The sequence below is a fragment of the Atribacterota bacterium genome (genome assembly GCA_039638595.1).
GTDB classification, from domain to species: domain Bacteria; phylum Atribacterota; class Atribacteria; order Atribacterales; family Caldatribacteriaceae; genus Profundicultor; species Profundicultor thermophilus.
Map to the genome: position 1 here is coordinate 1 of JBDIWM010000055.1, position 11052 is coordinate 11052.

13 protein-coding genes and 1 tRNA gene are annotated in these 11052 nt (G+C 46.0%); 5 read left to right on the plus strand and 9 right to left on the minus strand.

The features are described 5' to 3' along the window. From ABDK92_09960 to ABDK92_09980, 5 genes are all read right to left on the minus strand, one after another. The coding region (locus ABDK92_09960) for a sugar ABC transporter substrate-binding protein (protein ID MEN3186932.1) at positions 1 to 349 on the minus strand (349 nt) is incomplete at its 3' end. 94 nt (positions 350 to 443) lie between these two features. Further along, positions 444 to 830: a hypothetical protein gene (locus ABDK92_09965; GenBank protein ID MEN3186933.1), complete on the minus strand. Its 387-nt coding sequence runs from the start codon at positions 828 to 830 to the stop codon at positions 444 to 446. Positions 831 to 914: 84 nt separating this feature from the next. Beyond that, positions 915 to 1754 (minus strand): uroporphyrinogen decarboxylase family protein, encoded by an 840-nt coding sequence (locus ABDK92_09970; protein MEN3186934.1) that lies wholly within the window; start codon positions 1752 to 1754, stop codon positions 915 to 917. Positions 1755 to 1906: 152 nt separating this feature from the next. Then, entirely contained in the window at positions 1907 to 2029 is a 123-nt protein-coding gene (locus tag ABDK92_09975; protein ID MEN3186935.1) for a hypothetical protein, read from the minus strand. Continuing rightward, entirely contained in the window at positions 2026 to 2814 is a 789-nt protein-coding gene (locus ABDK92_09980; GenBank protein MEN3186936.1) for a DeoR/GlpR family DNA-binding transcription regulator, read from the minus strand. The genes ABDK92_09975 and ABDK92_09980 overlap by 4 nt, the downstream gene beginning before the upstream one ends. Positions 2815 to 3047: 233 nt before the next feature. Here ABDK92_09980 and ABDK92_09985 point away from each other — a divergent pair, with 233 nt between their 5' ends. Beyond that, positions 3048 to 3812: a radical SAM protein gene (locus ABDK92_09985; protein ID MEN3186937.1), complete on the plus strand. Its 765-nt coding sequence runs from the start codon at positions 3048 to 3050 to the stop codon at positions 3810 to 3812. On the opposite strand, the gene ABDK92_09990 is transcribed toward ABDK92_09985, so the two are convergent. Then, positions 3766 to 4668: a homocysteine S-methyltransferase family protein gene (locus tag ABDK92_09990; GenBank protein ID MEN3186938.1), complete on the minus strand. Its 903-nt coding sequence runs from the start codon at positions 4666 to 4668 to the stop codon at positions 3766 to 3768. The genes ABDK92_09985 and ABDK92_09990 overlap by 47 nt on opposite strands. Next, positions 4668 to 5690 carry a Gfo/Idh/MocA family oxidoreductase gene (locus ABDK92_09995; protein ID MEN3186939.1) on the minus strand — a complete coding sequence of 341 codons (1023 nt, stop codon included), beginning with the start codon at positions 5688 to 5690 and terminating at the stop codon, positions 4668 to 4670. The genes ABDK92_09990 and ABDK92_09995 overlap by 1 nt, the downstream gene beginning before the upstream one ends. 185 nt (positions 5691 to 5875) lie before the next feature. Between ABDK92_09995 and ABDK92_10000 the strand changes: the two genes are divergently transcribed. Continuing rightward, positions 5876 to 6379: an ECF transporter S component gene (locus ABDK92_10000; GenBank protein ID MEN3186940.1), complete on the plus strand. Its 504-nt coding sequence runs from the start codon at positions 5876 to 5878 to the stop codon at positions 6377 to 6379. On the opposite strand, the gene ABDK92_10005 is transcribed toward ABDK92_10000, so the two are convergent. Further along, positions 6330 to 7745 carry a phosphomannomutase/phosphoglucomutase gene (locus tag ABDK92_10005; protein MEN3186941.1) on the minus strand — a complete coding sequence of 472 codons (1416 nt, stop codon included), beginning with the start codon at positions 7743 to 7745 and terminating at the stop codon, positions 6330 to 6332. The two genes, ABDK92_10000 and ABDK92_10005, sit on opposite strands and share 50 nt — an antisense overlap. An 881-nt stretch (positions 7746 to 8626) precedes the next feature. Next, a tRNA-His gene (locus tag ABDK92_10010) sits at positions 8627 to 8702 on the minus strand. Positions 8703 to 8865: 163 nt separating this feature from the next. Here ABDK92_10010 and ABDK92_10015 point away from each other — a divergent pair. The 3 genes from ABDK92_10015 to ABDK92_10025 all read left to right on the plus strand — a co-directional run bounded on the left by ABDK92_10015 (position 8866) and on the right by ABDK92_10025 (position 11011). Next, a complete protein-coding gene (locus tag ABDK92_10015) occupies positions 8866 to 9216 on the plus strand; it encodes a carboxypeptidase-like regulatory domain-containing protein (protein ID MEN3186942.1) in 351 nt (116 codons plus the stop codon). An 85-nt stretch (positions 9217 to 9301) separates the two neighbouring features. Beyond that, positions 9302 to 9826, plus strand: coding sequence for a carboxypeptidase regulatory-like domain-containing protein (locus ABDK92_10020; GenBank protein ID MEN3186943.1), 525 nt, complete (start codon positions 9302 to 9304; stop codon positions 9824 to 9826). Between the two features lie 24 nt (positions 9827 to 9850). Continuing rightward, positions 9851 to 11011, plus strand: coding sequence for an Hpt domain-containing protein (locus ABDK92_10025; GenBank protein MEN3186944.1), 1161 nt, complete (start codon positions 9851 to 9853; stop codon positions 11009 to 11011). Positions 11012 to 11052: the final 41 nt, after the last annotated feature.

Here is an 11052-nt window from a genome sequence, read left to right on the forward strand (position 1 = left end):
TGGTGAATTGCAGAGCTCTGACGATTCCGGTAGAGACCTGGCAATTAATTGCGGTACACATAATGGGAACATCTTCAGGGATACGAGCCAGAACATTGACCATTTGGCTGCGGGAATAGTCCAGAGTGTTTTTGGTGTCAAAAAGGATGACATGGTCTTTTGGAAAACCTTCGACGACACCTAGAAAGCCTGCAACCTGCCCTGCGGTTCGCATAGCCGGGACGACTCCCGATTGAGGAAGTTCTCCCACCACAAGGTATCCTTTTTTGACTTGGTCGATACCCCATTTGGCGATGGCTGCCTGGGCTAAATAGCTTCCACTCAGAAAACCGGCGTAAGGATTATTCACCCCAAAAAAAACGTAGCACCAGGCATGGGGATGTCGATGGCAATCACTAGAATTTTCGCGGTGTCAAATTTCTGCATAATAACGGGTCCAAAATTCACATCGGTTTGCAACTCGATGACAAAGTCCACGTTGCGAGTGATAAAACTTTCGGCGTTCGCCAATGTGTAGGGCCACTTAAGCGATTGTCGGCAATGACCAGTTCTATTCCCGCTTCGTCGCAGTTTTTCTTAATTCCTTCTTCGACTGCCATGCAGAAGGTGATGTCTCTCTGGAGGTTGGCAAAGGCAAAGACGTAATTTTTCCCATTACGTGGAGGGGTTACTTTCATGGCTTCCTGCACCATTACTTTGAGAGTATCCGTAGAGAGCATTTCTCCTTTAAAGCTGAGAGGGTCAAACCCCATAAATTCCTTCGCAAAGGCCAGGGTAGACATCATGCCTACAAGTATTATTGAAACAATGATCCACATCGTTTTTGTCACTGTTTTCCACCCCCTAAATAGTTGTAGAATCCTTTTCCCTGTTAGTACTATTCCCTATGTGGCGAAGGTAATGAATCTTTGCTTTCACCTCCCTTCTTTCCAGTCTTCGATTGGATATTGTCCAAACTCCTGGATTGCTTCAAAATAGGCGAAAACGTTCTCGATGGGTGTGTCAGGTTGAATATTATGAGAAGGAGCAATGATATAGCCTCCACCCTTGCCAGCTTCCTGGATTCGCTGTCTCACTTCTTTTTTCACCTCTTGCGGGTTTTTAAAAGGTAAAACTTCCTGTTCATCGACGCCGCCGAAGAGGACCAATTTCCCATACCATTCCCTTTTTAATCTTTGTAGATTCATTCCTGCAGCTTGAGGTTGAATGGGGTTAAGGATATCGAGTCCGATTTCAACGAGGTCGGGGATGATGGGTAAAATGGAACCACAGGAATGATAAGCAATTAAAAGGTCAGGATTTGTTTTTTTCCATTTTTGAAAAAGATACCGATACCGGGGCTTAAAATGTTTTCGGAATGTCTCTGGGGCAAGAAGCATTCCTTTTTGGGTACCGAAGTCGTCGCCTGCCCATAACACGTCTACGCCAAGTTTAACCATTTTTTGACCACAGGGTAGAGCATAATCTTCGAGAATTCGATCAAGGAGTGTCCATACATATTCCTTTTCTAAGGCAAGGTCGATGAGGAATTTTTCCATACTTACCAGATTCCACGAGAGTTCAAAGATGGTTGCTTCTAAGTCACCGATGATGGCGTATGAAGAGGAATATTTCTGAACCTGGGTGGTTGCCTTTTCCCACCTTTTCGGATCCGAGGCTAAGGGGAGAGGATAATTCAAAATATCTTCCGGAGTCTCAGCGTTTTCTAAAGGTCTTTGAATAATTTCATCGTAAAAACCAACTCTCCGGTACACCAGGCCAAATTCGTCGATAAGCTTGCCATCCTACCGGATTCGTGTTGCTCCGTTTGCCCCACGTCCCGGTCCGATACCCACGGCGTCATTGCCAAGGGTTAGGAGAATCTGCGTATGGGAGATGCGGGTTGAAAGAAATGAATCTTCAAGTTCTAAGGGAAGATCGAGTATTCCCCCAGCTTCATCGCCACCTGGGGTGTCAGAGTGGTAAACGTTGGAACTCGGTCTCCCTCTTCAAAGTGGATGGCTTTTAAAAACCGCTCACGAGGTTTCATCCATTTCCCACTCCCTTTATATGGGCTATGCGCACTTCTATACCCATTTCTTGCAGGGTTTTCAAGGTTTGAGCATCGATAGCGCTGTCGGTAACGATAACGTTGATGGACGCGAGATCGGCGACTTTGAAGAAAGCCTGGTCCTGAAACTTCCGACTTTCGGCAACCACGATGACTTTTCGGGCAGAGCGAATCATGACCTTTTTAAGGTGTACTTCGAGTTCGAAGACATCGGCAATCGCTTTTTGGCTCAAGGAAATGGCTTTGACGCCCAGAAAAAGACAGTCGGCAAGGTAATTTTGGATGGCGGCTTCCGCCTGCGGACCGATAAAAGACATGGAAAGGGGATGAAGAGTACCACCGGTAGCGATGACACTGACATTCTGGTTGCGGGCTAAGGAAATGCAGATATCAAGTGAAGTGGTAAGGATGGTGACTCGAATGGTGGGATCGATGTTGCGGGCTACCTGCAGAGCGGTGGTGCTGGCATCGAAGATGAGGCAGTCCCCATCTTCGATGAGTTTTGCCCCTTCTTTGCCGATGGCTTCTTTAATGTCTCGGTTGGTGACCCCGCGAAGAGAAAAAGGAATTTCCGTACTGCCCTTTTTGATCCGCACAGCGCCGCCATAAATGCGCCGTAGTAATTTTTGTTCATCCAAGGTTTTGAGGTCCTGGCGGACGGTGTCTTCACTGACGCCGAAAATTTCTTTGAGTTCTTTCACCGAAACGGTTTTTTTCTCTTCCAGGATTTCCAAAATTTTCAATCGCCGCTCTTCGGCAATCATTCGAATCCTCCCACAGATTCCATGAATAATTTTGTTATTTGTACCTGAATTTGTCAATTACTCAAAAAAGACCCTTCAAAGTAGGGGTAATTTAGGAAAGATTTCCGGAAAAAATTTCTCAGATATTGGGTTAAAATTTATTTTTCTGGAAACCTTATTTTCGAAGGTCTTTCTTGACGTAGGGTAGAAAGAGGAGTATGGTACAAGAGTAAAGTTGGAAAGAGGGAATAAAAATGAGAGGAAAGTGTCTTTTTGGGCCGATATGGTCGAGGCGTTTAGGGAGCTCGCTGGGAATTAATCTGACACCGTATAAAACTTGTAATCTTGACTGTGTTTACTGTGAATGTGGTTTGACCACCGTTTTGACTGTAAGGCGCAAGGAATACATCCCTCCAGAAGAGGTGATAGAAAATCTGGCTCGTTACAGGGAATCCCTACGGTTCCGGGAAGTTCCTCCCTCGTATCTTACTTTTGCTGGCTTTGGAGAGCCAACTCTGAATAGTGGGCTGGGGAAAATTGTCCGTTTTATCAAAGGGCATTTTCCTCACAGTCAAGTTGCGCTCATTACCAACGGTACGCTTTTTGGCTATTATCCGGAACTTTTTACAGAAATCGAAGGTGTGGATCTCGTTATTCCATCTCTTGATGCTGGTCGAGAAACTGCTTTTGAAGGTATTAATCGACCTCATCCGTCCCTTGATTTTGAGCGATATGTGCAGGGTCTGGTCCGGCTCAAGGACCACTTTCGTGGGGAAATCTGGTTAGAAGTGTTCATCGTGGAAGGACTCAACGATACCAGTCAGGAAATCGAGGCGCTAAAGGATAGGATTAATCGCATTGCTCCACACCGGGTACACATTAATTCGGTGGATAGAAGTCCTGCTGAGGAATGGGTTCGGGCTCCCTCCCGGGAAAGGCTGCAACAGATTGCTAGAGCCTTAAAAGGGGACATTATTGTATCTTCTCCTGGGTGCGTTTTGTCATCGTTGCATCCTTGAGCGCTTTGATGTAGCGTTCATCCGTGCCACAGCAGCCACCAATAATCTGGACGTTCAAGGCAAGGAGCTCGATGGCACCTTTCGCAAAATCCTCCGGGGTTTCGGTGTAAAAGACTGTTTCACCTACAAGTTGCGGTACTCCGGCGTTGGGTTTGGCTGAGAGGAAGAGATGGGGATGGTATTTCCGGTAATCGGCCATAATCGAGACCATTTCTTTCATTCCTGTCCCACAGTTCGCACCTAAGCTTAAAACTGGAAGTGAAGAGAAGGTTGAGACCAGGGTCTCTGGTGTTTCTCCGAGAAGAGTGGTGAACTGGTTTCCCCGACGGTTGAAGGTAAAACTCACTATCGCTTTTCCTCCAGTTTCGTGGACTGCTTCGAGGGCAAGTATTGCTTCCTGGGAAGAGTTAAAAGTTTCCAGATGAAAGAATTCAATCCCTGCTTCACGCAGGATGTCAACCTGTTCTTGAAAAATGTCTCTTGCTTTTTGGTGGGTCAGATCTCCAAATGGTTCCAGAAATTCGCCCAGTGGTCCTACGGAAGCAAGGAGGATAACACCCGGTTTTAAGGTGGAATGGGCAATGGATACAGCCCGGTGATTGATATCTCGAATTTTTTCTGTCAGGCCATATTTTCCTAATCGCAGACGATTTGCACCGAACGTATTGGTCTGGATGAGATCGGCCCCGGCATCCACATAACTCTGGTGGATTTCGCGCACCGTATCTGGATGGGAAAGATTCCATTCTTCGGGAGGATATCCTGCTGGAAGCCCCTTTTTCTGTAAGCGTGTTCCCATAGCACCGTCAAAAATGAGCACTTTCTGCGATAAAAGTTCTTGAAGCATGTTCATCATTACCTTTCCTCCCCCATTTTTTGGGTGAACTCATCGATTTTGATCCATGTTCGCCTTTTGGCCGATTCAATCGTGGCGCAGGTCAGGGCGAACGTTCGAATGTTGTCCTCAAGAGAAGTCAGGGGAGGACGGTTTTCCAGGATAGCGGAGCAGAATTCTTGGAGTACCTGTATCCTGCCATCGGTTTCATGCTGTTGAAATGGTAAACCCTCTTTTTTCCCTTCTCGATTGGTGAAAAAGAGGAGATCATTTTCTAAAGAAAGGGTGCCTTGATCCCCAAAAAGGTGAATGTTTCCATTCCATGGAGTGGTTTGACCAAAGCTCACCCAGCTTCCAAAGTAGACAACCTTGATGCCCCCTTCAAAGAGTAAACTCCCCATTGCTGCGGCATTTCCTTGAAACCAGCTCCAGGGGGGATTGAACCCCTCCATGGTGACTTCTTCTACCTCTTTACCTAATGCAAAACGCAAAATGTCAAAATGGTGAATGCTCATGTCCTCAAGAAGTGGGTATTCCATTTCTTCGCGCCAGCCGCCAAAACGCCATGCTTTATGGAAGGTATATGTTCCGTAACTTATCTTTCCACAAATCCCTTCATCAATTGCTCTTTTGAGGGCCTGGATCTCTGGTTTAAAGCGGTAATTCTGGCTTACCATGTAAACGAGTTTTGGGTTTTGATGCCAGGTCCGGTAAATGGCCAGGGCGTTTTCAAAGGTATCGGCCAGGGGTTTCTCCGAGAGGACATGGAGATTCGACTTGAGGGCTTTTTCAGCGATTTCTCGATGAAATTGATTTGGTACCGCAATGAGTACTGCCTGAACCTGAATTTTCTGCAATGCCTCTTCTAGATTGGCAAAGGTAGGGATATTGTGGTCACCAAAGCGCTTCTGGAAACGTTCTCTGGCCTCTTGAGTCACATCAACCATACCCCGCAACTCGCTATGGGAGGAGCGTACAAGTAAATCTGCCCAACCTTCGCCAAAAAGCCCATATCCCACTTGTAAGAAAGCAATTTTTGCCATAATCGACTCCTTTTAGAGGAAATACTGACGTAGCTCAATTATATCATACGGAGAAAAGGTCGTGAATGAGGTTGTAGTATCGAGGTTTTGCTGAAGGATAGTTGGGCCATTGGGTTTCTCCCTTGTAAACCGGGTACGAGGGTAGTATCATATTGCTACACTTTCCGGTTTGGAGGTGATACAAGGTGAAAGAAAAAGTGCGATTTTTGGCTTTTTCAGGAATAGGGATTACGCTTGTGGCAGTAGTGACCATGATGGTTCAGGTTCCGATTCCCCAGACCCGGGGATACATTAACCTGGGTGATACAGTAATTCTGGTGCTCGCTCTTCTTTTTGGCTGGAAAGTGGGGTTTCTGGCTGGAGGCTTTGGTTCAGCTCTGGCTGACATTCTGGGTGGTTATGCCCACTGGGCGCCTTTTACCCTGGTGATTAAGGGAGTAGAAGGACTCCTTGTCGGTCTATTTGCTTCTTCTGAAAAAAGGTGGAGTATCAGATTTTTTTTCTGTTTCTTGGGAGGCCTGGAAATGGTCGGAGGGTATTTTCTGGTAGAGAACGTTATCTATGGTCAGGGTGCGGCATTGGCTGAACTTCCCGGTAATTTGTTCCAGGCAGGAGTGAGTGTCGCTATTGCACCTCTTTTCACGTATCTTGTGAGTCGGGTAGAGGGAATGAGTGTCCATCGGGTGTGAGCGCTTTTTTTCTTTTGGGGTTCATTTTGTGTAGCACTTCTTCTTCGATGTCTGGAAAAGCATGGAGAAGGCGGTGAACAAGGTGAGGCAAGTCCTCTGCTGTTTGTCCTTCAAAACGGAGGGTATACATGGGTTCAGTCACCGAAGGGCGGATGAGTGCCCATCCGTCTTGCCATGTAACTCGCAAGCCGTCTTCTTTGGAAATTTGACCGCCTAAGGGTATTTCTTCTAAAAGTGCAAGGAGCGTTTCTCTTCCTTTTCTAGGAATGCGGATATCCGGTGTGGTGGCAAAAGAAGGAAAGTTTTTGAGGTATTCGCTAAGGGAGAGATCCATGGTAGAGAGGTAGAAAAGAAAGAGTCCCGCAGCGTAGAGGCCATCATCCCGTTTCAGTTCTCGGAAGAAGTAATGACCAGAAAGCTCTCCGGCCATGAGGGCTCCTTCCTGAACAAGGCGGTTTTTGATATACGCATGTCCGGACCGTTCAGGTATGGGGATACCTCCGGCTTTTTCCACTTCTCGTGCTACGACTGAAGAACATTTGAGGTCGTAGATAAATTTTTGGGGCTTTGGGAATCTGCTCATATGCTCTCGAATAAAGAAAATCATGCCATACTCGCCTTCCAGAATTTTTCCATCATTTCCCACAAAGACCACCCGATCTCCATCACCGTCAAAGGCAATTCCTGCTGCTGATTGTGTTTCCCAGACAGTTACGCTGAGCTTCTGAAGATTTTCTGGTTGCGACGGATTGGGGGGACGGTTTGGAAATCGCCCATCAGGTTCACAGAAAAGGGGTATGACCTGATATCCCAGTTTTGTCAAAAGTTGTGGGGCAAGATAGGAGTAGCTTCCGTTCCCACAATCTACCACTACCTGAAGTGATTTTTTGGGAAAGGGAAGGAGATGGGTAAGAAATTGTAGGTATTCATTTTCCAGGGACCACGTGGTTCGAGTCTGCACGGGTCGTGTTCGAAAATCTCTGGTTTTTACTTTTTGGGCTAACGCCTTCAAATCCTGGGGGTGGGGAGGACGGTTTCCCCAGGCTATTTTGATTCCGTTATACTGAGGAGGATTATGGGAAGCTGTGACCATCAGACCTCCCTGGGCTTTAAGGTAGTCAATGGCAAAGTAAAAAAGAGGTGTTGGCACGATTCCAATGTCTTCGACGTATCCGCCAGAATCCATAATTCCCTGAATAAGGGCTTCTCGAAGGAAAGGAGTATGAGTGCGCACATCTCCTCCGACAACAACTTTTACTTCGGCAGGTAAAAGTGACGCAAACGCTCGTCCAATCAGGTACGCCTGTTCTTCATGGAATTCTTCCGGGACAATTCCCCGGATGTCACAGTCTTTGAAGATGCTCATTCTATTCCTCCTTTTCTCAGGTTATTGGGGATGTGAACATAGGAAGTTTCTATTTCCATCTGGTGTGCAAAAAGTACACAGATATATTTTTGCTTCCTGAACACTCCAGTTGGCCGCGGATACTTTGTAGAAAAGATGTATTGGACAAATGTCGTCAATATCCAGTTCTTCAAAAAGAAGTTTGTTCTGGTCGTTTCTTTCTCTTGAATAACAACTCAGACCGAGATTATTACTTATGGTTGGAATTACCGGAATAGTTCGCTCCATATGTTTCTTCATCCTGTGTTTTTTGAATTGGTTAGGAAGCATTGTGTTATGATTCTCCAGAAAAGACAACTTCAAGAATTTCCTATGCTCCCCTTTGTGACTGTACCATCAAGATGCTCGATACCAATTTTTTGTTTCGTGTTTCTTTACTCAACTGACTCGCCCCTTTGGGTTTTCCTTGTAGCAACGACGTCTCATTCTACCACAGAACGGAGTGAATTGTGGCGGATAGAAGCAATCTGGTGGTATCAGGGAAGGCGATTTATTTGATGAAATCCTGATGACCCGGTACCTGGGTGATGGGACTTGCTTGAGGAGGAGAGTCCTGTCCGGTTGTCACAAAATTGTTGTGATTGCATCCTGCCAGAATAACCACGAAAAAGAGAATGAGCAAGAAAAATTTTTGCACATTTTCTTTTTCACTTCCTTTCTCCGCAAAATTTATAATCCTGTTATCGGTAGTTTTTAACCCTTTTGCCTTTTGGATTGTAAAACCGATATTTCACTGATCATGGGCTTAAGGGTTTGATGAGCCTGAGCTTACGAGTTTTGGAGAAAAGGCAGCTCTACACAAAACAAGTTCAAATACCTACGGAAAAAATTCTACCCTTCTCTGGGGTGAGCGAGGGGATTCGAACCCCCAACCCCTGGAGCCACAGTCCAGTGCTCTGACCGTTGAGCCACGCTCACCACAAAGAACATAAAAATTGTACACCGAGTTTCATAAAGAATCAAGGTGGATATTTTAGTTCCTTTGTGTAGGAATCTTTTATTTCTTTTGGTGGTAATTCGAGGAATAATTTTGGCATGATATTTCATATTGAATTGGCAAAAAGTGAGTGAGGCAGAGAGCATGCGAAGGTTTTTGATTTGGGTAGGGGTATTCATTCTTCTGGGTTTTCTGACCACAGGGTGTGGGGTACGCTGGCAAGTCAAGGACACCTGGATCTATGTGTATGAAAATTCTTCGCAGGGGGTCACTCTACCCCTGCAGAGGGCTCTGGTATCGATTGCTGGAGAGGGATATACCGCGACCCGATACACCAGCGCAGAGGGGGTGGCCTTTTTTCAAATTCCTCCGGGAACGTATACGGTTCAGGTGAGTAAGAGTGGATACACCACGGTGACCGATACCATCGTGATTTATACCCTTGAATTGACACCGGGGAGGTATTACTATGTGCTCGTTCCCCAGGGGGGATAAAATATATCTATTATTCGTTACGTTAAGTTTGCTGGGTTTCCTGTTTCTAGGAGGATGTTTTTTTGGGAATTCCCCTCGGCTTCCGGTGTCTGTGGCGTTGGTTAGTCTTAAGGGTGATGTGGTCGATATGCAAACCGGAAAGGGTGTTGCGGGAGCGAAGGTTTTGGTGAGGGATTATCCCGATAGGAATAACCTGACCGCTTCGGATGGTTCCTTTTTTATTCCCATGGTTCCTGTCGGAAGACAGGTCCTTGTGGTCAGTGCGTATGGATATGCCACCAAAAGCCAAACAGTCGATATTTCGGAGCTCGGCGTTTTTAGAATCACTATTGAGCTTTCGCCACTTTTGGGAAGGGTTTTTGGATTTGTTTGGGATGAAACGGGAAAACCCATATCTGAGGCTATAGTCACCATTGATGGACAATTCACGACTACGACTCAGGCAAATGGCAGTTTCAGTCTTGCTCATTTGCCGGTGGGGACCTTTACTTTGACGGTTGAAAAGGAAGGGTTAGTGCCCTATGTAGGTGAAGTCGAGATTCAAACGTCCTCAATGACGATTGTGAATGTGGTGTTGAAGACTCCGGCACTTAGGGAAAGAAAATGGTAAAATAGGGAAGAAAAAATGGGGAGGATGATCAGTTTGGTGGAGGGCTTTGATCTCAATCGATACATAGGTGTGTTTTTGGAAGAAGTGGAAGAACATATTGGAAATTTGGAAGAAAATCTGGTACAGCTTGAGAGGGAACCGGAAAACCAGGATTTAGTCCAGTCGATTTTTCGTTCTTTCCACACTATAAAAGGTTCCTCAAGTTCAATCGGTTTTCAACGCATGATGGAGCTTGCTCATCTCATGGAGAATCTTCTGGATGGAGTGAGGAGTAAAAGTATCATTGTCACTCCTTCTCTTATTGATGTATTGCTTCGAGGTGTAGATCTCTTGAAGAACATTAAGGACACTGTGGCCTTGGAGGGGAAAGAACCCGAGATTGATATCCAGGATATCGTTGAAAATTTAAGAGTTTTCCTGAAGCGTCGAGAAGAGTCTTGGTCTCCTTTGGAAGCCACCCCGGCTTCGGCAAGTAAGGACGAGTTTGCAGAAGAAAAGGACGCGACGGCACCTTCCTCTCAGAAGGAGTATCTGGTTCGGGTTTATCTTGCTTTGGAGTGTTCGATGAAAGGGGTACGGTCGTATCTGGTGATCAATCGACTTCAAGAGAGCAAGGTTGAGATCGTCTCCACCAATCCCCCTCTTTCTGATTTAGAAAGTGAACGTTTTGGACAGAGCTTTGAAATGTTGATTCTCACCACGCTTTCCGAAGAAGAGATTAAAAAAATGGTGGAGTCGGTGGCCGAAGTGGAGAGAGTGGAGATTGAAATGCGGGAAGAAGCGCCGGAGGTCAGGGAAGAAGAAGAAAAGGAAAAAGAAGAAAAACAAGTGGTCACTTCCACGGTCGAGCAGAAAAAAACGGCAAAAAGCCTTAAAAAAACGGTTCGAGTGGATGTGGATCGCTTAGACGCACTCTTAAACCTGGTGGGGGAACTGGTGATTGATCGAGCGAGATTGGGTGATACTATTCAGCGTCTGCGAGATTTTAAGGAGCTTTCCCACCTACGGGATTTGTTGGCTGATACCAACACTCATATTGGACGAATTGTAAATGAACTCCAGATGGAGATCATGAAAGCCAGGATGTTGCCTCTGGCAGAGGTTTTTAACCGTTTTCCCCGAATGGTAAGGGATATTGCCCGTAGCTTTGGGAAAGAGGTTGATTTCGTTGTGCAGGGGGAATAGCCTGAGCTCGACCGTTCCCTTTTAGAAAAGCTTACCGACCC

Coding starts and splice junctions, on each gene's coding strand:
- ABDK92_09975 (MEN3186935.1), bottom strand. CDS start 2,029: ATGAAACCTCGTGAGCGGTTTTTAAAAGCCATCCACTTTGAAGAGGGA.
- ABDK92_09980 (MEN3186936.1), bottom strand. CDS start 2,814: ATGATTGCCGAAGAGCGGCGATTGAAAATTTTGGAAATCCTGGAAGAG.
- ABDK92_09985 (MEN3186937.1), top strand. CDS start 3,048: ATGAGAGGAAAGTGTCTTTTTGGGCCGATATGGTCGAGGCGTTTAGGG.
- ABDK92_09990 (MEN3186938.1), bottom strand. CDS start 4,668: ATGATGAACATGCTTCAAGAACTTTTATCGCAGAAAGTGCTCATTTTT.
- ABDK92_09995 (MEN3186939.1), bottom strand. CDS start 5,690: ATGGCAAAAATTGCTTTCTTACAAGTGGGATATGGGCTTTTTGGCGAA.
- ABDK92_10005 (MEN3186941.1), bottom strand. CDS start 7,745: ATGAGCATCTTCAAAGACTGTGACATCCGGGGAATTGTCCCGGAAGAA.
- ABDK92_10015 (MEN3186942.1), top strand. CDS start 8,866: ATGCGAAGGTTTTTGATTTGGGTAGGGGTATTCATTCTTCTGGGTTTT.
- ABDK92_10025 (MEN3186944.1), top strand. CDS start 9,851: ATGATCAGTTTGGTGGAGGGCTTTGATCTCAATCGATACATAGGTGTG.